Genomic DNA, 21845 nt, shown 5'->3' with positions numbered 1-21845 from the left:
TTGTTACGATTTTTTCAACCAACTTTCGACCAAAGAGGCAATCATAGCCGCTCCTCGGGTATTAAAGTGCAAATTATCTTGGCTCAAATCCATGCCATGCGACAGGCAGATTTTATCCCAATCTTGACCCAAAATTTCGTGTTTGACCACGCTCATATAGACCAATTTTAGGGTATCGTCGTAGGTATATTTAAGTTTTTTGGGGTGTTGTTCCAAAAATATCTTCATTCGTTCACGAACGGGCAAATACGTCAGTTTTTCGCGTTCGGCGACTTGTTTGATAAATGCACTGTAACGATCGGCTTTGGTATTGGCTTCGTTTTGTAGGTCTTCGCCCATAACAGGCAATGAGACTAGGGCAATTTGGGCGTTGGTCTCGGTCGCCAAGCGCCGCACAATTTCGGTATAGTTACGTTGGTATCCCTCAAAATCGGGCATTACATTTTTGGCTATTTTTTTAAACTGATAATAACTGTTCAAAGCCGCTTTGCTCATGGTCGCATTGACATCGTTGGTACCAATTAGCAGCGTTACGTAATCGGGCTTTGTTGCAATGATTTCGTCCAAACGCTCCAAAAGAGTATAAGACAGATCAGAATTAACACCCGCATTGTAGAAAAAAAACGGTTCACCCAGCCAGCGTTCGAGCATATCCACATAGTTGACACTGACATTTCCGTGCGTGATGCTATCGCCCACGCACACCACCACTTTTTTACCCGCAGCTTCTGCCAGTGGAACTTGTCCTTTTTGAGGAAAATGCTTGGGGCGATGATACCGAATTTTGCGTTCGAGGAATTTATAGATAAGAAAGATAAGCAGTAATAAACCACCAAAGACCATCAAGAATAAGCTCATAAAAAACAAAGTAATACATTGGCAATGATAAAGTTACACAAACTTTTTAATTGGTACACCCTTGCCCGACTACGGCTTTGAAATTACTGTTTTTTTCGGCGGTAAAGCCAGGTTGAAGCGTAATTGAGTTTTTGGCATCGTAGGTGATAGTAGCTCCTGCTTTTACCGTGTTCACGCCTGTAATGGCGTTGGAAGCTTTCACGTCCCCTACTGTTCCTGCATTAAAAGTAGTCGTTACGGTCACATTCTGTGCGCAGACAGTTACTTGGTATGAACTCGAAATCGAAGCGCAACTTCCGATGCTACAGGTAGCTGAATAAGTTGTGGTTTGCGATGGATGCTGAACAATGCTATTACCTATCAAACCTGCTGACCATGACACGGTGCCTGCACATCCCTGAGAAAACAAAGTCACTTCTTGTCCAGCAGATACTGTAGATGCCGTTGAAGTAATGGTCGGGGGTTGGGGAGGTAGTGCTGGAACGGTGACCATTTGGCTCAAGATAATATTACCAGAAGCATCTTTCAAATACACCCGATAGTTTCCACTCCCAACATTCACCGTCTGACTCGATGAAAAAGAAGTCGAAATAGCCCCATTTCCATTGACCCAAAAATACTGATAACCACTTGGAGCAGTAATCGAATACGTGTTATTCAAACAACTGAGGGTTAGCGAGGGGGGTGTTGAAGCGCTGTAGGGAGTCGCGTTGGTAAAAAACGAATTATCCAACGCGCTATTCCAACGCGATGCCAGCTCAGAGACAGCTTGTTGGCCATTGGTCAAATTTTCAAGGTGGGCGCCATCGGGGCGAGGCGTTTGTAGATTATCGGTTTCGGGGCCTGCAAAAATTTTATCTCCAGGGTTTATTGTAAGATTTTGGCCTGAAATGATGTTGGCATCCGCTACACTAAAATAAGAAACCCTTGACACTACCCAAGGGAGCGTAATTTTACCCGAATGATTCCGAGAGCGATTAATTACATACTTTAGGCTATCGCGGTATTCGTTGGCCGAAGTATTGTCGTTGGGGTCGGCATTGTTATTCTTGTGCGTATCTGACTCACCTTGGTGCCACAGCACTGCTCGCACTCCAAACATTGACCCATAATAATTTAAGGCTTTTCGCAAATAATTATACGGGAAATTTGGGTTCCCCGCGTACAAAATTCCCACATGGACATTGACCGAAGGAAGTCCATCCGCACTTCGGCTCCAGTTCCCTACCGAAGAGCCATTGGCGGCAGCATTAAAAAACATAACGGGCACATTATAGCGCGCTATAATTGCATCCCCGAGTTCTCCCCAAGCCCAAGGAGATATTCCGTTAGGGGCAATTGCCAAACCTGCCCCAGCGTTGTTCAACGTCGAAATCACAGGAAAAGGTGGATCCACATTCTGGCAAATTCCACTGGGGCACGGCAATGTCCAATTGACATACTTTACACGACCTTGTCCATCTGAAGAAGCTTTTGCCCCATGATTATCGACACCTTGGGCATTGGACTGCCCCGCAACTACAAACACCTCACCTACCCCTACCCTCGACAATGTGGCCGTTTGCACCACATTATTAAATAAAATCGAGCGCACTTCGAGGGTGTACCAGCCGCCCAACACGCTAAACAAGCTTCCTGAAAAAATTCCACCAGAAGGATTAATATGGATAGCTGTCCAATCAATGTTTTGACCACCACTAACGGCAACGAGTCGAGCCTCTATGCGATCGACAGCACCCGTATAACTCCCACCTACATGAATCGTTGCCAAGTTAGACGCATTCCGTTGAAAAATAGCACCGTCAAACGGGAAAGAAATAGATAATTGTGCCCATAAATGCAGCGAACTGCCGCACAGCAGACAAAGACAGAAAATGACCTTTTTCCAAGGGTTCTCACAGTAGAAAAAAAACATTTTAAAAGGTATTTGTAGGGTTTATGGTGCTGCTCGTCTTATACTCAAGATACCGTTGCAAATTGCTTTTTTTTAACGAAAAACCTATAACTAACTTCTCAAATTCTTTTCTCACGTATTTTTGCACCTCACAAAACCTATGTTGCACAATGCAAGCATTTCTTTTCGACCTCGACGGGGTCATTGTAGATACCGCCCACTTTCACTACCAAGCTTGGCGGCGGTTGGCCAACGAAAAATTGGGGTTTGATATTTCAGAAGAGTTCAATGAAAGCCTCAAAGGAATCAGTCGTACTGAATCGCTCGACCGCATTCTTGCTCACGGCGGTATCTCTCTCGACGATGTGACCAAAGAAGCCTACGCCACCCTCAAAAATCAGTGGTACGTAGAACTTGTTAACCAAATGACCCCTGCCGATATTCTTCCTGGAATCATTGAATTTTTGGCACAAACACGGGCTGATGGGATAAAAATTGCCCTGGGCTCGGTAAGTAAAAATGCCAAACCTATTTTGGAACATATTGGTATTTTATCCGCTTTTGATGCCATTATTGATGGCACAAAAATCTCCAAAGGCAAGCCTGATCCCGAAGTTTTTTTAAAAGGAGCTGAAGAGCTTGGAATCTCGCCTAGCGAGTGCGTAGTGTTTGAAGATGCCGTTGCGGGGATTGAAGCAGGACTACGTGCAGGTATGAAAACAGTCGGCATAGGACAAGCTGAAGTTCTGACCAAAGCCGATATAGTTCGTTCTGACCTGAACAACTTCACTCCCAATGAGTTAAAAAAAATCTTGTTCTCCGAACAATAAATCTAAAAATAGTACCCAAAAAAAAGACAGGATTTTTTTTGGAATAAATTGTTTTCTATCTATATTTGCACAACTAATAATGGTGTGGATATAGTCGGAAAGCTGTTCGAGGATTTCGAACAGCTTTTTTATTTTGCATTTTGCTTCGTCCATTGAATAACATAAAAAAAGCGGGGATTTGCCCCGCTTCTGATTAACCTGCCGTTACTTTAAATTCTGATGTGGTATGGAACTGAATGTCGGGATTATTGTCTCGATTCATCCGAACCATCCATTCCGAATCAGCTAGAAACACTGGATTGTCGTCTTTGTCGTACCCAATTTGGGTTCCTTTCAAACGAATATATTCTTGTATTTTCTTAGGGTCTTCACTCGTAATCCAACATGCCCGCGAGGTGTTCATCGGTATCCAACGGCATTTGGCACCATACTCGTGTTCGAGGCGGTACTGAATTACTTCAAACTGAAGCTCTCCCACTGTACCTACTACTTTTCGATTTCCAGGTTGTACCGTAAACAACTGCGCCACCCCTTCATCGGTCAACTGTTGAATCCCTTTTTCCAACTGTTTCGACTTCATGGGGTCAAGGTTGATCAACTCTTTGAAAATCTCGGGTGAAAAACTTGGAATTCCTGCGTATTGTAGGTCTTCTCCTTCCGTCAACGTATCTCCAATCTTAAATGTCCCTGTATCGTACAAGCCAATCACATCGCCAGGAAATCCTTCCTCCACAACTTCTTTGGCTGAAGCCATAAAACTGTACGGATTGGAAAAACGCACCGATTTGTCTAGGCGCGTATGGTGGTAAAATTTTCCTCGCTCAAAAATACCTGAACATACCCTTAAAAACGCAATACGGTCGCGGTGACGCGGGTCAATGTTGGCGTGAATTTTAAACACAAAACCCGTAAATTTCTTTTCGAGTGGATCGACCGAGCGTACATTCGTTAGGCGAGCCGCAGGAAGTGGAGAAATTTGGCAAAATGCTTCCAAAAGCTCACGTACACCAAAGTTGTTGACCGCACTTCCAAAAAACACGGGGGCTACTTTACCCGACAAATACGTATCTCGGTTAAAGGTGTCATACACGCCTTCGATAAGCTCTACATCTTCACGAAGTTGGTTGGCATCGCGCTCACCTACTTTTTGGTCAAGCTCCGACGAATCTAATTCCAACAAAGCCACGTCATCTTCCACCTTCGTTTTGTTGACTTTGAAGAAATACATTTGTTTCTCCAACAAGTGATACACTCCTTTGAAGGTAGCACCGCCATTGACAGGCCACGTCAATGGGCGCACTTTTAGATTGAGTTTTTGCTCCAATTCATCCAATAAATCAAACGGATTTTGCCCTTCGCGGTCCATTTTATTGATGAATATAATCACTGGGGTGTCTCGCATCCGACACACTTCCATGAGGCGTTCGGTCTGTTCCTCTACCCCTTTTACGCAGTCAATCACCAAGATAACTGAATCCACGGCCGTCAAGGTACGGTAAGTATCTTCGGCAAAGTCTTTGTGACCTGGCGTATCGAGGATATTGATAAGCAGGTCATTATATTCAAACGTCATTACCGACGTAGCCACCGAGATACCACGTTGTTTCTCGATTTCCATGAAGTCGGAAGTAGCCGTTTTCTTAATTTTATTGGATTTAACAGCACCTGCCGTTTGGATTGCCCCTCCAAAAAGTAGCAACTTTTCGGTAAGCGTCGTTTTCCCAGCATCGGGGTGGCTAATAATCGCAAACGTACGCCGTTTGGCGATTTCTTGTTCTATTTTTGACATAATGAATGAGTGCATTCGATAAAAAGTCCGCAAAGTTACGGCTTATTTCCCGTAATTTTTTACCACTAATTTTTCTGAAGTATAGACAATTCGGTTTTGGCCATTTTCGTGGTACAGTAGCCCCAATCGATAGGTACCTGCGGGAACATTATCCTGAAAAATCCAGGCTTCAAATCCTTCTCGAAAATAATGGCGCGTTTTCAAAAACGCCTTTCGATCTCGGCTAGGTGTCAAGCGAGCCGCCGAAATATAAGAAGTGGTGTCGTTGGTAAGCAAAACAAACAAGGCATTGTCAGCTTGGCTTTGGTCGATAGACACCGACGAATTTACTATTTTTTTTATCAAAATTCCGCCATAAGCAGGCAGTGTATCGGATTGAAATGTGAAAGGAACTACGCTCAGTTTGGTTGTATCTGCCCGTGAAGTTGGCATCGTTAGGGAAGTATCAAAGGGGAGAGAGTACATTTTTCGTTGAACCGACTCATCAAAATATTTTTTGGTCACGCTATTAGTCATTGTTTCTAGTTTCCCACTCACCCGACCATGTGCCCGCAACGACAGCGCATCGGCCACCAGCGAATTACGGAAATTAACCACTTCAGGCGCAGCAAACAGGTAGGTTCCCAAGAAAAAAAGCCCACCAAAAAGTGTCATTCCAGTAGCCACAAACTTGCGTACCTTTTGAGGAACCAAAATGAGCAGCGTAGAATACAAGGCAACCATCGCCATGACCGAATAAATCATGTAACGCGCGGGGGTTTCTAAGGCTTGGCCAGCACGGGCAGTGGCTACCCCCAAACCCGTAATCAGCAACCACGCCAACAATGCCAACAAGGATAAATTTTCGGATTTTTGAGTGAAGAGGGTCAGGATTTGGGGGGGAGAAAAGGGGAATAACGCTTTATTTTTCTGACGAATAATTGAAACCACAAACGCCCCTCCTACCCAAGAAGCCAATGTGAGCAACGCCAAAGTGATAGCTCCCCCCAACACCGCAACTTCGGGCAAGCGCCCACGTAGGTACGACGCCCCAGCGCCAAAAAATGAAAGTAAAGTAAGCAGTGAATTTTTGAAACTTTTGTCCTGATTTAATGACCCAAATCCAAAAGGATAGTACCAATAAAAAGCAACAGTCGTGAGAATACAAGCCAGTAACCACACCAACGCAGCACGGTAACGATACTGAAGTAAAGGAATCAACAGCCCAACATACATCCCAAATAGTCCGTTTCCATTGGTATAGGTCAGCAAATAGCCTCCAACGATTGCGCCTGCCAAAGTACCCCACCTAGGTACAGCAAGTAAATAATAGGTGACAATACCCACCACAAAAGACGCGGTATATTGCCAAAGTGCGGCTGCCCAAAAAATATTCTCGTGGTAAGCAGGCGTAAAAAGAAACAGCCCCACTGGAAACACAAGATAAAACGGCATTTTATTGACAGACAGCACTTTCCAGAAATAACCAAATAAAATAGCCACCAATGAACTACCTACCAAAATCAATGTTCGGTAGTTGACTTGCCCCGTCAACAAGTAATCAATCCAAAAAGCAAGCTTTGCCGTTATCACCCCGTGGCCATTGTGCTTGAACTCCAATGCCTGAAGAAATGCCTGAAATGTAGGGGCGTCCGTAAACTTGATGATATATTCCAAATAGGCATAATCATCAAAATAAGGAACATTAACTGCATTCTGAAATACGAAGCGATAAAAAACAAATGCAATGCTAAATAGCAGGAATGCAGCGAGATAATTAAAAAATTTCATGCGGGCGACACTTGGCGAGCCAGCAAAGATAGCCTATTTTTGCCAAAAACATTTCATCAATGACACGCTACTTATATATTGTTCGGCACGCAACCGCAGAGGACTCGATTTCTTTCTTTAAGGATTTTGAACGTGAACTTTCTGCTTATGGTAAATCTGAAGCTACTCGAATGGGCCGTTTTTTGCATAGTAAAGGGCTTGTCCCCGACTTGCTCATTAGCAGTTCGGCACCCCGTGCATTTCAAACTGCCCAACTTCTGGGCGAACAATTAGGCTACAGCAAAGAAAAAATTCAGAGCACCCGTAACTTGTACGACGGAGGCCCAAGATCTTACATCAACACCGTCAATCATGCGCCTGAAAACTGTACCCACTTGATGATTATTGGGCATAACCCTGACGCAAGTTACTTTTCAGATTATCTGGCCAACACCGACATAGATTCTATGGTAAAAGGTGGCGTGATTACCATTGCCTTTGAAAACCTTCAATGGAGTGAAGTTTCTGCCGAAACAGGAAAGTTTATTAGTTATGATACCCCACCCAACTTTTAAATGAATGAACCGAAATCGAAAAATATTTATCGTTATTAGCATTGTTTTCATAGCCATTTTTGTAGGCATTGCCATTGATATGGCAAGCCGTACTACCGCACCTTGGAACAAGAAAAAACAGCTTGTCAGGGCATTTGATGTCACCAGCGACGCCGACTCTATTGGTATTGATACTACTACTGTCAACGCTAAATAATAAAGGCGGCCTGTCGGCCGCCTTTATTATTTACTCCATTTTTATTTTCGTTTCTTCTTGACCGTAAACGGAATGCACAAGTCAACTGGACAACAATTTGTACCCGCTTCGATGATGACTGGACAACAGCCATTGGCTGGACATGTCTGGTTCGTCGCTGTGAAGGTATAGACGCCCACTTCTGAGAACAATACCACATTGCCCGTCGCTACCGCCGTCGTACCGCCGTTCTTGAACCACTGTACATTCGTCAAGTTTGCGGGTACACTCACTTCCAGTTTTTGACTTGGACATAAGTCAAACGGCACTGTGAAGCATTGTTGGTCGATGTCGTCTTCGCCACCTTTGCCATTGCCTGGCGTGCTGTCTCGGTCTTTCTCGTTGGTCTTGCTGATTTCAGCCGTATTCAAATGAATACCTGCCTGCGTCGCCCGAACTTGGTAGCTCAACGTCACCGTATCGCCGTTAGCTGCAATGTTTCCAATATTCCATTTTATGACGTTTCCGCTAATGGTCGCACTGCCTCGGCTTGGACTAAAGCTGCCGCTCACAAACTGTACCGTTGTGGCAATGCTGTCAACTACTTCTACGCCCGTCGCGTTCTTAGTCCATTCGTTCCATACTTTGATGGTATAAGTTAACACATCGCCCACTCGTGCAATTTTGGTGTTAATCGACTTCTTCAACGCTAAGTCAATCGTATCAATACAACTTTGGGCGTTAATCGTCGCTGGTACGCGGCTTGTACTCACTGCCGTCGGACACGTTGGGTCGGTGCTACGTGCTTGGGCGTAGAACACCGTATTCGCTGTCACAGTGCCACTTGGTTTGAAACTCAAACCCGTTGCTAATACTGTTCCACCCGTTTGTTGGCTAAACCATTCTACCGTCGCCAAACCTACTACCGTCGCTTTCAACGTCGGGAAAGTATCTCCGATACAAGCCGTCAAACTTGGCGTCAACAACTGCGGTAACGCTGGGTTACAGTTACAGTTTACCCCCACAATAATCGTGTCTGACTTACAAATCGCGCTCAGACTATCGGTAATAATCACATTCTGACCCGACGGAATACCTGATACCGTGTAAGGGTTACTTCCACTTAACGTGCCTTTGTTCACTTTCACTATACCCAATTGGTTGGCCACCGTGAAGGTGAAGCTGTAGGTTTGGGCATCTGCAGAGCAAACTGGTGCATTCACTGTTATCGTGGACTCAACACATGGTGCTGGGCACGTTGGCACAATCACTTTCACCGTATCTTGGCAACCATTTACTGAGTAAATAAAATCAAACGACTTGCCTTGGGCGGTGGCATTGGTGACACTTACCAATCCTGAAGTGTTCACCGTCGCACCCGTTGGATTACCCGTCAATGCTGACCAGGTACCTCCCGTCGGTGTGGCCGCTAGTTGTACACTCGCTGGAACATTCCCATTTGAGCAAACTAAGGTTGTATCCTTGCCTGCATTTGGTTTTGGATTCACTGTTACTACCACGTTCGCCGTGTCCTTGCAACCTGCCGCGTTTTGGGCTACTAATACATACGTCGTTGTACCAGTTGGCTTCACTGAAGCTGGCGTTGCTACGGCCGTACCACTTGCTGTGCCTATCGTCCACACTGGACTCAAATAAGTTGCATAATTCGTAATTCTTGATGTCAAGTTCACCGACTCTCCCGCACATATCGTCGCACTGCCGTCGGCGATATTAGGCTTCGCATTCACTACCACTTGGGCCGTATCCGTACAGGTTTGGCCACCCGAAGTGATTGAATACACAAATCGGTACGTGCCTGAGGCATTCAGTCCTGTAATATTTCCATTGGCATCAATGCTCGCTGCCGATGGGTTGGCTGGGCTGCCAATCGGCGCCCATGTGCCGCCCGCTGTTAATGCCGTCAATTTCGCAGTTTTCGTCGGTTGGCATACCGCCGCCGCATCAGCACCTGCATTTGGTTTCACACAACCTGCGCACGGAGCAACTGTCACTGCTACCGTGTCTTTGCAGCCTGCTGCTGTCGTGTAAATAAACTGGTACGTGCCTGCTAAACTCATGCCTGTCACATTGTTTCCCGTAATCGTCGCAGTAGCTGGGGTTGTGCCCAATTGCGCCCACGTTCCGCCTGCTGGACTTGGTACTAAAGTATAGCTTGTCGCTAAAGTATTTGTCGCAGCATTCACACAAACCAACGTCGTGTCTTTACCTGCATTTGGTTTAGGATTCACCGTCACAACTACATTCGCAGTGTCTTTACAACCTGCTGCGTTTTGTGCTACCAACACATAGGTCGTTGTACCCGTTGGCTTTACTGAAGCTGGCGTTGCTACTGCCGTACCATTTGCCGTGCCTACCGTCCACACTGGACTCAAATACGTATTGTAATTGGTAATCTTCGACGTTAAATCTACTGACTCGCCTGCACAAATCGTAGCACTGCCATCAGCAATATTTGGCTTGGCGTTCACTACTACTTGGGCCGTATCAGTACAAGTCTGACCACCCGAAGTGATTGAATACACAAATCTATATGTTCCCGCTGCATTCAAACCTGTGATGTTCCCATTGGCATCAATGCTCGCTGCTGATGGGTTTGCGGGGCTGCCTATCGGTGCCCACGTGCCGCCCGTCGTCAACGCAGTCAATTTCGCCGTACTCGTTGGCTGGCACACTGCCGCTGCGTCGGAGCCTGCATTTGGTTTCGGATTCACTGTGATTGTGTGACTTGCCGAAGCTGAACAGTTCGTCGTTGCATCCGTGTAGCTATAGCTGAAAGTCAACGTCGCAATGTTAAACCCTGCATTGAGCGTAAGTACATTATTGTTTTGGGTTACCGCTCCCGCAGGTAAGCCCGAAGGAAGCGTAAATGTACCGCCTGCTGGATTTCCCGTAAAGGTCACTGGTAAATCAGTCGCACAAACAACCGTTGGCCCCGTAATCGTTACCACTGGACGCGCTTTCACCGTAATTGCTGCACTATCTATTTGCGTACATCCACTTGAGGTCTGTGTATAATAAATGTAGAACGTCTTTGGTGCTGTCGCCCCCAATTGCGTCAACGCAGTTGTTGTATTCACCGTCGCGCCAGTTCCCGTATCCGTCACCCCTGGACCAGTCCACGTACCATTGGTGGTTGCTGGGTCTGGATACGTCACTTCCGCTCCTACACATACACTGGCTGCGGTAAAATTTACTGGCGTTGGTTTCGCATTCACTACTAATTTTACAAAAGCAGTGTCCGAACATGTAGTGTTGCCAGTCGTATTCACAATTACTGCAAAATACTTAGTTCCAGCAACGGTAAGCGCGCTACCCGTTGGAGTAAATGTCGTGCTCGTCGCACCACTGATTGCCGTGCCCAAACTACTTGTTGTGTCTGCCAATGGCCCATACCATTTGTAAGCCACTCCCGTACTTGGGGTTACGGTAAAGGCTGAGACTGTGCCGCCCACGCAAATCGTCTGTACCTTCGGCGTCGCTGAGGCAACGGGTTTGGTACAAATTATAGTAAAGGTGCCGTTTGCTGTTGCCGAAGGACTAACACTGTTTCCAATTCCAAAGAAATCCTGAACAGTTGCAAAATTGGGTTTATAAATAAGAAATCCAGTAGGATCCAAAATAACCCCGTTGGCTGAGGCTGTCAAAGAAACAGGCGCAGGTGTGTTTCTCGTCAAATTCAATACCACAGTTTGAGTCCCTCCTCCTGTAATGGTAAGGGTACCAGAGCCGTTCGGGTTACTGCCAATTGTTGCATTTCCAGAAGCAATGGTTGGTAACGCACCTCCGTCTGAAAGTGTGATAGTGATTGATGTGAGGTTGGTAGTCAAACTAAACTGATGGATTCCATTGACTGGTTGTGGTTCGGCTGTAGTTCTCACAAGATTTAAAGCTGGTGAGGTCGTATTAGGGTTTGCGGGAATATCGTTACAAAGTTGTACTGTACAAGCATCGCCATCGGTAATATGCCAAACAACATCCTGTATTGTCCTTCTATCTCTTGAACTTTTCAAGTCATAACCATAATTCTGATAGTTTGCCAATACCCATGCAATTTGCGCACCCTCAGTAAGTGTTACTGTTGTATTAGCCGAACCAATAGTTTCGGAAGTAAAGTTGGTCACCCCTGGAAGCTCACGATAATCGACACCTGCATTATCAGGTTTTTCAGTACAAAAAGCCCACTCGCTTTCTTGAGGAATGCCCGAAGCGTCAATATAAACCTGACAAACAGGGGTGTTGCCAGTAATAAATCCGTTTCGATGTAACAATATAGCTTTCCCTTTGTTTGCACTGAGTGTCGAATTAGCCACAGGTGTCATACCTCCCCAACAATTGCGTACATAAGTTATGTCAGTATGATTGGCGGAATAAGCAAGCCCCCTGAATCCAGAAGCCGTATTAGCTCCATTTGTCTTCAAACGGATGGTAAGGCAATTTCCCGCATTATTGGAAGCAAAGTTTCGCTCATCATCAAGATCATTAATATAACCAATCAAAGGTGCGTTTATGGAAGTGCCATCGTAAACAAAAAGGGTATCAAAATTATCTCCAAAGTCGTTGCTTCCCTTGAGCAGGTCAAAAATAAGGGGCTTACCATCAGTCGAACAAAAAGCATAGTATCTATCTTGATTGTTTGAATAGTTGGCATTTGCACCACCATCATCTACTAAAACCGCAAGATTGGTATTGAAGGTTTGATTTTGGTTTGTGGCATTAAGTTCATACACCTGTACAGGTACCGTTTGCAGGGTTGCTGTAAAACCAGCATCCGCCGTAGCAGCGTCACTTCGCAAACGAAAGGAGACAGCCCCTGTTGTACTTACCACTGACATCGGCACATCGCCATTCCCACCCATAGTAACCATAATTTGTTGAGTCCCGCCAGCATTTATGCCATCAATCACCCTAAGGTAATCCTGAGAATAATTATTACCCGCGAATTCAGATTGAGTAAAGGTGACTCTTATCTGATAGCCCGCAGGTGCGGTAAAAGTCAACCGAAGGTCCAGATTATTAGCGTAACCCCCAGCAGTTCCTCCATCATCATAGAGTGTTACAGTTGTATTCGCAGGAATGGCAACTGTTGAATTATTCCCAGCTGGAGCTGTACCCATAACGTATGTTTGAGCATATACGCTACACCCTCCTGTGTACATAAACACAAAAATGGCTTTCAAGGCAATAGCAAATAAAGTATTACTCTGCCTATTAAACATTCCTGATTTACAGAAATATAGATACATTTTTGCCATAGTATTAAAATTAAGAATGGATTGATATGAAGATTACCTTGAAGCTTCTTTAAAACAATGCTGTTGTTTTTTAGAGCTTGCTACAAAACAATAAGTATTTGGTTCAATCAATAGCGAACAAATTTCACTTAAACAACAGCTATCAAAATCAATACCAACCCATTCCAATTAATCAAAAAAAAGTCTATTTAGAATATTTTAATGTCCCTTTCAGACAATACTTAACGTACCCAAAGAAAAATACGGTTTAGCAAATAGTATGCTGATAGAGTAGTTTAACAATTATTTTCTTATAATTACACTTACAAAAAACCACTTACTACAATATTATTACTTTTTGTATGATTTTTTAAACTACAAAACTACAGTATATACCAAAAATTTTTACAATATAAATGGTATATAAAACAGACGAACTTATGGATACAATTAATTTTAAAATACCATTAACGCCAACCCCTGAAGCAATCAATTATTTTATTGATATTTATCCATTTTTAAAATCGTTTGATAAAAAACACTATAAACTATATACTTTCGATGAAGATTATACAAAAGGAAGCCTGGTTTCAACAAGCTTTCAATTACCACTAATTGGTTTGAATGATGCAGACAAGGAAGTTTTTGTATTTAGGGCAAAATACTATTCTCATAAAGACACCCTATTTAGGTATATCCCCGTCAATAGTAAGGAATACTTGATTTTATTTTATTTGTCATCAAACGCCGATTTTAAAGATCTCAGAGGCAAGGAAAATATGCCATATAAGAAAGGAATGTGGGTTATTTCATGTCTAAATACTAGCACCATTCCCTATAATTTACTATTTACTCAAGGGACGTATATTAATGTACTATGCGCTTACATTCCTACCAAGAGCTTGAAAAGCTTTACTAATAATACACCTTCCGATTTTTATATAAAACGACTATTAAACACCGAAGATTCATACACTATGTATGAAGTAGTCAGTAGTCGATTGAAGCACTTATTTGAATCAGTTAATACAAATAATATGGAATCATTCATAGAAATGATAGCATTTCAAGAAAATATTTACGCCATCCTGAAAATAATATTTGAACAATTGAGCCAAAATAATATAAATACAATTAAATATAATTTTAAGAAGAATGACCTCGATATTTTAGCCAAAGCAGAGCAATTACTTTTACGTAATATAAAAGAGCCCCCCACAATTCAAGCTTTAGCCAATGAAGTCGCAATGTCGCCTACTAAATTAAAAAATGCTTTCAAAAAAATGTATGGAAAAAGTGTTTATCAATACTATCTGTATCATCGAATGCAACTAGCCAACCAGTTGTTGCTCGAAAATAAATTAACCATTACTGAAATAGCTAAAAAACTTGGATATAAGAACTTAGCTCACTTTTCACGTATATTTAAGGAACATTTTGGCGATTTACCAAGTCAATACAAACAAATAAACAATCTATAATTATATTACTTTTTGAAGCTTTGAATAAATTATATAAAAGCATAATATTTATTTACAAACCTAAATCTGAACACTCATGGGTCATACACATTTAACTCGTAACGAAAGTTTAGATAGCAAAATAGCTTCAGTTGTTCTGATACACATTAGTGATCAATATGCAGAGGCTTTAATTTCTCAACTTGTTTCTAAACAAATTTCTTTTCAGGTTTTTTATCAACCGCCAACAGTAGCAATCGAACACATCGACAACATCATGGATAAAAGGGAAAGTAGCAATAGCCCTTTTTATCCAGTATCTTTTTCTTCTCAAAAGTATCGGGCGAAAATTGAGAATATATACATTGAATATATCGAAAATTTCCCTCAAAAACTCTCCCCAAATGAGGAGACCATTGCTTCCTCAATTGGAATGACAGTAAGCCATTTTAGAACAATCTTTAAAAATACTTACGGCAAGAGTTTTTGCTATATGTATTTAGAAAAGCGTATGGAACATGCAAAATATCTTCTTTGCAAAGGGTTCAATTGTAGTGAGGTATCAACTGCAATTGGTTATGGTAAGAACTCTGCCATTAAATTCAACAAAATGTTTCAAAAACATTTTGGAATAACCCCTAAAAAGTATCAGCTACAACACGCAGGCTAATCGCTTTTAAGCATATTTCTTATAGGCTTCATTATTAGGCTCATACAAAAAATCCCTCAGAAGGATAACCTACTGAGGGATTTTTGTAAAAACATTTAGCCTTTTATTTTCGTTTCTTCTTCACCGTAAACGGAATACACAAGTCAGCTGGGCAGCAGTTGGTACCTGCTTCAACAATCACTGGACAACAGCCGTTGGCTGGACATGTCTGGTTCGTCGCTGTGAAGGTATAGACGCCCACTTCTGAGAACAACACCACATTGCCCGTCGCTACCGCCGTCGTACCGCCGTTCTTGAACCACTGTACATTCGTCAAGTTTGCAGGTACACTCACTTCCAGTTTTTGACTTGGACATAAGTCAAACGGCACTGTGAAGCATTGTTGGTCGAAGTCGTCTTCGCCACCTTTGCCGTTGCCTGGCGTGCTGTCTCGGTCTTTCTCGTTGGTCTTGCTGATTTCAGCCGTATTCAAATGAATACCTGCCTGCGTCGCTCTCACTTGGTAACTCAACGTCACCGTATCGCCATTAGCCGCGATGTTGCCAATGTTCCATTTAATCACGTTGCCACTAATCGTTGCAGTGCCTCGGCTTGGACTAAAGCTACCGCTCACAAACTGTACCGTTGTGGCAATGCTGTCAACTACTTCTACGCCCGTCGCGTTCTTAGTCCATTCGTTCCATACTTTGATGGTATAAGTTAACACATCGCCCACTCGTGCAATTTTGGTGTTAATCGACTTCTTCAACGCTAAGTCAATCGTATCAATACAACTTTGGGCGTTAATCGTCGCTGGTACGCGGCTCGTACTAATCGCCGTTGGACAGGTCGGGTCAGTGCTACGTGCTTGAGCGTAGAAAATCGTATTTGCCGTTACCGTGCCGCTTGGCTTGAAGTTTAAGCCCGTAAACAAGACTGTTCCACCCGTTTGTTGGCTAAACCATTCTACTGTTGCTAGTCCTACTACAGTCGCTTTCAAGGTCGGGAAAGTATCTCCGATACAAGCCGTCAAACTTGGCGTCAACAACTGCGGTAACGCTGGATTACAGTTACAGTTTACGCCCGCGATAATCGTGTCTGACTTACAAATCGCGCTCAGGCTATCGGTAATAATCACATTCTGACCCGATGGAATGCCTGATACCGTGTAAGGGTTACTTCCACTCAACGTACCTTTGTTCACTTTCACTATACCCAATTTGTTGGCCACCGTGAAGGTGAAGCTGTAGGTTTGGGCATCTGCAGAGCAAACTGGTGCATTCACTGTTATCGTGGACTCAACACATGGTGCTGGGCACGTTGGCACTATTACTTTCACCGTATCTTGGCAACCATTTAGTGAGTAGATAAAATCAAACGACTTACCTTGGGCGGTGGCGTTGGTGATACTTACCAAACCTGAACTGTTCACCGTCGCACCCGTTGGGTTGCCCGTCAATGCCGACCAAGTTCCTCCCGTCGGCGTGGCCGCTAGTTCTACACTTGATGGAACATTCCCGTTTGAACATACCAACGTCGTATCCTTACCCGCGCTTGGTTTTGGATTCACTGTTACTACCACGTTCGCCGTGTCTTTACAACCTGCTGCGTTTTGTGCTACCAATACGTAAGTCGTTGTGCCCGTTGGTTTCACTGAAGCTGGCGTTGCTACAGCCGTACCGCTCGCTGTGCCGACTGTCCACACTGGGTTCAAATACGTATTGTAATTCGTAATCTTTGAGGTTAAATCTACTGACTCGCCTGCACATATCGTCGCAGAACCGTCCGCAATATTTGGCTTGGCATTGACTACCACTTGCGCCGTATCCGTACAGGTTTGGCCACCTGAGGTGATGGAATACACAAATCTATACGTGCCCGCTGCATTCAGTCCTGTAATATTTCCATTGGCATCAATGCTCGCTGCCGATGGGTTGGCTGGGCTGCCAATCGGTTCCCATGTGCCGCCCGCTGTTAATGCCATCAACTTCGCCGTACTCGTTGGCTGACACACCGCCGCCGCATCAACACCTGCATTTGGCTTCACACAACCTGCGCACGGCGCCACTGTCACCGCTACGGTGTCTTTACAACCTGCTGCTGTCGTGTAAATAAACTGGTACGTGCCTGCTACTGTCATGTTGGTCACGTTGTTTCCAGAAATTGTAGCCGTTGTTGGGGTTGTGCCTAATTGTGCCCACGTTCCGCCCGCTGGGCTTGGTACTAGGGTGTAGCTCGTCGCTAAAGTATTTGTCGCAGCATTTACACAGGCCAAGGTCGTGTCTTTACCTGCATTTGGTTTGGAGTTCACCGTCACAACTACATTCGCAGTGTCTTTACAACCTGCGGCGTTTTGTGCTACCAATACATAGGTCGTTGTACCCGTTGGCTTTACTGAAGCTGGCGTTGCTACTGCCGTACCATTTGCCGTGCCTACCGTCCACACTGGACTCAAATACGTATTGTAATTGGTAATCTTCGACGTTAAATCTACTGACTCGCCTGCACAAATCGTCGCGCTGCCGTCAGCAATATTTGGCTTGGCATTTACTACCACTTGTGCTGTGTCCGTACACGTTTGACCGCCAGAGGTGATTGAATACACAAATCGGTACGTGCCTGCGGCATTCAGTCCTGTAATATTTCCGTTGGCATCAATGCTCGCTGCCGATGGGTTGGCGGGACTGCCAATCGGTGCCCATGTGCCGCCCGCCGTTAATGCTGTCAACTTCGCCGTGCTCGTTGGCTGGCACACTGCCGCTGCATCGGGGCCTGCGTTCGGTTTCACACAGCCCGCGCAAGGGGCTACTGTCACCGCTACGGTATCCTTGCAACCTGCCACCGTCGTATAAATGAACTGGTACGTTCCTGCTACCGTCATGTTGGTCACGTTATTTCCCGTAATCGTTGCCGTAGCTGGAGTTGTGCCTAATTGTGACCACGTTCCGCCCGCTGGGCTTGGTACTAGGGTATAGCTCGTCGCTAAAGTATTTGTCGCCGCATTTACACAGGCCAAGGTCGTGTCTTTACCTGCATTTGGTTTGGGGTTCACCGTCACAACTACATTCGCCGTGTCTTTACAACCTGCGGCGTTTTGGGCAACCAACACATAGGTCGTTGTACCCGTTGGCTTTACTGAAGCTGGCGTTGCTACGGCCGTACCGCTCGCCGTGCCTACCGTCCATACTGGACTCAAATAAGTTGCATAATTCGTGATTCTTGAGGTTAAGTTCACCGACTCTCCCGCACATATCGTCGCACTGCCGTCGGCGATATTTGGCTTGGCATTCACTACCAAACGTACATAAGCTGTATCTGCGCAAGTTTCATCGCCCGTCGTGTTCACCACCACTGCGTAGTATTTTGTTCCTACCGTCGTCAATGCAGCACCACTAGGCGTAAAGGTTGCACTCGTTGCGCCGCTCACGGCCGTGCCTAAGCTACTTGTTGTATCTGCCAATGGGCCGTACCATTTGTACTCAACGCCCGTGCTTGGCGTTGCCGTGTAGGCAGTTGCTGTGCCGCCAGCGCAGATTGTCTGGGCTTTTGGCATGGCCAAAGCCACTGGTTTGGTACACAAAATACATTCATACGTATAAGTTACCTTCGCACTCGCATACGCCCGTGTCCGCTGAATATATCGCAAGTTACCCCCACCACCAGTCAAGGTTAGTGATGAAAGTGTACTCACATTCAATGGAACATTTCCACTACCAATAAACGGTGCTAAATCCCCCGCCGTCGTGTAGGTAAACGTGCCACTCACCGAATCAGCTATCATCGGATTAATATACATATCATCATCATCCGTCGCATCTCCCGTCGCATTCGTTACCCAGCGGGCATCAGTGCGAGGGTCTTTGAATACCGACAAATAGTCACTTACCCACGAGTCCATCCGACCCAATGTCGTTGGCGTTGGGGATGGTGATGATGGGATGCTATCTCCTGCCCAACTGCCCGTCGCAGGTACTAAAATCCCCCCTGGCAAGGTCGTTTGAGGTATCAACATCTCTAAGGTATTCGTCGCAAGGGCTGTGCCGTTCAAATTAATCGTCGCCAATGAAGTAGCTTTTACATTGAATGACTGTGACTGTGCCGCCCGGTTCTCAAACACAAAAGCGGTTTTACCTCCCACTAAATATTCTAATTTCACTGATTTTAACACCCGAGTACCACCTTGTTCGTCAAACTTCGGTATCACAATCGGCAATGCGTTCAACTCTGTGATGTCCACTTGCGTCCCATATTCATAGGTCACAGTGCTTGGTGTTCCCTGCACACACGTCACAGCACAAGTACCTGGGTCGGTCACTACGACCGTTGTGGTACAACCTGTCACATTATCGGTTATCGTCAAGGTCACATTGCCTTTGCCTGCACTGCCCGCTGGCGTCCGCAATGGCGTGTTCAAGCCACAATTAATCGCCGTCGCTGCGCTACCGTTCGACAAAGTTACCGCCAATGGATTCCCGCCTTGCGTGGCCGTTACTGTGAATGTATTGACACTCATCGGTATCGCTGACACATGGATACTAAAGGTCATGTAATCGTCCACTCCATCTTCTGGCGTACCGTTGGCATGACAAAGTGCCGTCACCGCGGGTACACTTAATTGACTAACATTCAGTTGAACAAACGCCGTATCCGCACAAGCGGCATCTCCCGTGGTGTTGACCACGACGGCGTAGAATTTGGCTCCTGCCGTGGTCAATGCCGTTCCTGTAGGGATAAAAGTAGCGTTGGTCGCACCGCTGATGGCCGTGCCTAAGCTAGCTGTCACGCTTGTCAATGGGCCATACCACTTATATTCCACTCCCGTACTTGGGGTTGCAGTAAAGGCGGAGGCCGTACCACCCACACAAATGGTTTGGATTTGTGGCGTCGCTGATGCTACGGGTTTTACGCAATTAGTAGCACAATAAATATATGTTACTGTTATTTCTGCATTTGCAGAGGTTTTAATAATTGTGTTTACATTTCCTGAACCACTCACAAAAGAAGAAGCCGTTGCCCGGGCAATAAATTCAACATTTCCCACTCCAGTAAATTTCCCTAAATCAGTCGCATTACTGTAAAGCCAGCATTTCGTATTATCTGAATAAACAGGTGCAAAATAGGTCATATCATCATCATCGGTAAGATCACCTGTCTGATTTGTAACCCAAGTTGGCGATAATGTAGGATTTACCAAGTTATTCAAATCTGCATTTACTGTTGATGACATCGCAAATAAGGTCGACGGGCTACTACCAGCTGTATTATCCCCAGGCCACGTTCCTACTGCAGGAACCAATACTGCACTTGTCACATTTTTGGGGTAATTAGTAGCACTAAAAGAATTAGTTTCAAAATTTACCCCGTCTAACTTAAACGTCGTCGTTCCTGTCGTTTCTATATTAATTTCTGAAGGAGCACTATCCGTACTTTCGGCAACCCCCCAGTTTACGATTGATTGATTAACCGTCAAAAGTACATTTTTCAGGGTACGAGTCCCTCCCATCGTATCGAACTTAGGAAGGCTTAAAGTATCTGACCAGTTGGTACGTTTGAGCGGCACTGTAAATTTATACTCTAACTTTCCTGCCACTTCTGTGCCATTACAGATATTGGGCAAGCACATGGCTGGTGCAGTATAAATTGCCGTTTTCTTACATACTCCATCACTAAACATTACTTCTACGGTATCTACCATGCCATCTGAGTTTAAGTCTGGTAGCGTGTAGGATAATGGGCTAATAAAAGGCGCTGAAAAGTCTTTATAAGCTTTACCTGGAATGCGTACTCGTAAAATACCAGTTGATGGAGGAGAAGTAAAGATAATTTGGCCGCTTACACTAAATTTATTAGTTGCAGGAGTGCAACTTGAGGCATTGGCAGTAATCGCCAGACTTGTTACAGTTACAGCCGCAGTATCGGTACAATTCAGTCCACTGACCGAATACACAAAACGATACGTACCTGCTACAGTCATGCCTGTTACGTTGCCATTGGCATCGATGGCTGCGGCAGCAGGGTTGGCAGGACTACTAATAGGTGCCCACGTTCCACCTGTCGTGATGGCCGTTAGTTTAGCAGTGGTAGCTGGCGCGCAAACACTTACATCATTTCCCGCTTTAGGTTTAACACAAACACAGTTAGGTAAGGTAAATTTATCTGTGTCGTTACAAGCTGTGGTTGTTTGAAAACCTATACTAATAGGAACATCTACTTGTCCACTGCTTGGCATATTGAAGTTGACCGTCACTGGCGATAGTACGCCACCTGAGACATTGATGATGCGGGTTGAATCTCCCGCTGTCACAACGATATTTTCACCCGCTGGATTATTCGACCAAGACACCACTATATCCAATGGTGCCTTACCATCTTTACAAGCCCCCACATTCACTGCATCTATATTAAGAACACAGACTGCTGGCTGACAAGGCAAAGGTGTACGAATCGTCTTGCTATCTTTACAAGTGCTGGTTCCACTAAATACCGCATTGAGCACATAATCAGTATTGTTAGCAGGCAACGTAAACGATACCAGTGCAGGCGAGGTAGCCGTAGCAGGATTGATAGTTTGTGTTATACCATTGAGCGTGACATTAATGTTCTGGCCGCTTGGG

11 protein-coding genes are annotated in these 21845 nt (G+C 44.8%); 5 read left to right on the top strand and 6 right to left on the bottom strand.

What is annotated here, in order from left to right:
* Window positions 1-3: 3 nt before the first annotated feature.
* Together AC23P2_RS13365 and AC23P2_RS13360 are read right to left on the bottom strand one after the other, a co-directional pair.
* Window positions 4-858 (bottom strand): SGNH/GDSL hydrolase family protein, encoded by an 855-nt coding sequence (locus AC23P2_RS13365; protein ID WP_487773658.1) that lies wholly within the window; start codon window positions 856-858, stop codon window positions 4-6.
* A 46-nt stretch (window positions 859-904) separates the two neighbouring features.
* Entirely contained in the window at window positions 905-2773 is a 1869-nt protein-coding gene (locus AC23P2_RS13360) for a 3-coathanger stack domain-containing protein (RefSeq protein WP_487773657.1), read from the bottom strand.
* 149 nt (window positions 2774-2922) lie between these two features.
* On the opposite strand from AC23P2_RS13360, the gene pgmB reads away from it, so the two are divergent.
* The gene (gene pgmB / locus AC23P2_RS13355; protein WP_487773656.1) at window positions 2923-3582 is read left to right on the top strand and encodes a beta-phosphoglucomutase; all 660 of its coding nucleotides are present in this window, start codon (window positions 2923-2925) and stop codon (window positions 3580-3582) included.
* A gap of 193 nt (window positions 3583-3775) precedes the next feature.
* Here the strand turns inward: pgmB and AC23P2_RS13350 are convergent, their stop codons facing one another.
* Window positions 3776-5371 (bottom strand): peptide chain release factor 3, encoded by a 1596-nt coding sequence (locus tag AC23P2_RS13350; protein ID WP_028523098.1) that lies wholly within the window; start codon window positions 5369-5371, stop codon window positions 3776-3778.
* Between the two features lie 42 nt (window positions 5372-5413).
* Window positions 5414-7141 carry a hypothetical protein gene (locus AC23P2_RS13345; RefSeq protein WP_487773655.1) on the bottom strand — a complete coding sequence of 576 codons (1728 nt, stop codon included), beginning with the start codon at window positions 7139-7141 and terminating at the stop codon, window positions 5414-5416.
* 59 nt (window positions 7142-7200) lie between these two features.
* Between AC23P2_RS13345 and AC23P2_RS13340 the strand changes: the two genes are divergently transcribed.
* Both AC23P2_RS13340 and AC23P2_RS13335 read left to right on the top strand, forming a co-directional pair.
* Window positions 7201-7695, top strand: coding sequence for a SixA phosphatase family protein (locus AC23P2_RS13340; RefSeq protein ID WP_472487713.1), 495 nt, complete (start codon window positions 7201-7203; stop codon window positions 7693-7695).
* Between the two features lie 4 nt (window positions 7696-7699).
* A complete protein-coding gene (locus tag AC23P2_RS13335) occupies window positions 7700-7891 on the top strand; it encodes a hypothetical protein (protein ID WP_487773654.1) in 192 nt (63 codons plus the stop codon).
* A 41-nt stretch (window positions 7892-7932) separates the two neighbouring features.
* Here the strand turns inward: AC23P2_RS13335 and AC23P2_RS13330 are convergent, their stop codons facing one another.
* Window positions 7933-13143, bottom strand: coding sequence for an Ig-like domain-containing protein (locus AC23P2_RS13330; protein ID WP_487773653.1), 5211 nt, complete (start codon window positions 13141-13143; stop codon window positions 7933-7935).
* A gap of 419 nt (window positions 13144-13562) precedes the next feature.
* On the opposite strand from AC23P2_RS13330, the gene AC23P2_RS13325 reads away from it, so the two are divergent.
* Together AC23P2_RS13325 and AC23P2_RS13320 are read left to right on the top strand one after the other, a co-directional pair.
* Window positions 13563-14603 (top strand): helix-turn-helix domain-containing protein, encoded by a 1041-nt coding sequence (locus tag AC23P2_RS13325; protein ID WP_487773652.1) that lies wholly within the window; start codon window positions 13563-13565, stop codon window positions 14601-14603.
* Window positions 14604-14679: 76 nt separating this feature from the next.
* Window positions 14680-15252 carry a helix-turn-helix domain-containing protein gene (locus AC23P2_RS13320; protein ID WP_487773651.1) on the top strand — a complete coding sequence of 191 codons (573 nt, stop codon included), beginning with the start codon at window positions 14680-14682 and terminating at the stop codon, window positions 15250-15252.
* Window positions 15253-15355: 103 nt separating this feature from the next.
* Here AC23P2_RS13320 and AC23P2_RS13315 read toward each other — a convergent pair whose 3' ends face one another.
* On the bottom strand, window positions 15356-21751 hold the full coding sequence (locus AC23P2_RS13315) for a choice-of-anchor E domain-containing protein (protein ID WP_487773650.1): 6396 nt from the start codon (window positions 21749-21751) through the stop codon (window positions 15356-15358).
* Window positions 21752-21845 lie beyond the last annotated feature (94 nt).

The sequence above is a fragment of the Runella sp. R0.1_18 genome (genome assembly GCF_057652155.1).
The sequence above is the reverse complement of the archived record's forward strand: the minus strand, read 5'-3'. Positions and strand labels throughout refer to the sequence as shown.

Excerpts from the sequence above, each read along its gene's own strand:
- AC23P2_RS13365 (WP_487773658.1), bottom strand. The coding sequence starts at position 858 with ATGAGCTTATTCTTGATGGTCTTTGGTGGTTTATTACTGCTTATCTTT.
- AC23P2_RS13360 (WP_487773657.1), bottom strand. The coding sequence starts at position 2,773 with ATGTTTTTTTTCTACTGTGAGAACCCTTGGAAAAAGGTCATTTTCTGT.
- pgmB (WP_487773656.1), top strand. The coding sequence starts at position 2,923 with ATGCAAGCATTTCTTTTCGACCTCGACGGGGTCATTGTAGATACCGCC.
- AC23P2_RS13350 (WP_028523098.1), bottom strand. The coding sequence starts at position 5,371 with ATGTCAAAAATAGAACAAGAAATCGCCAAACGGCGTACGTTTGCGATT.
- AC23P2_RS13345 (WP_487773655.1), bottom strand. The coding sequence starts at position 7,141 with ATGAAATTTTTTAATTATCTCGCTGCATTCCTGCTATTTAGCATTGCA.
- AC23P2_RS13340 (WP_472487713.1), top strand. The coding sequence starts at position 7,201 with ATGACACGCTACTTATATATTGTTCGGCACGCAACCGCAGAGGACTCG.
- AC23P2_RS13335 (WP_487773654.1), top strand. The coding sequence starts at position 7,700 with ATGAACCGAAATCGAAAAATATTTATCGTTATTAGCATTGTTTTCATA.
- AC23P2_RS13330 (WP_487773653.1), bottom strand. The coding sequence starts at position 13,143 with ATGGCAAAAATGTATCTATATTTCTGTAAATCAGGAATGTTTAATAGG.
- AC23P2_RS13325 (WP_487773652.1), top strand. The coding sequence starts at position 13,563 with ATGGATACAATTAATTTTAAAATACCATTAACGCCAACCCCTGAAGCA.
- AC23P2_RS13320 (WP_487773651.1), top strand. The coding sequence starts at position 14,680 with ATGGGTCATACACATTTAACTCGTAACGAAAGTTTAGATAGCAAAATA.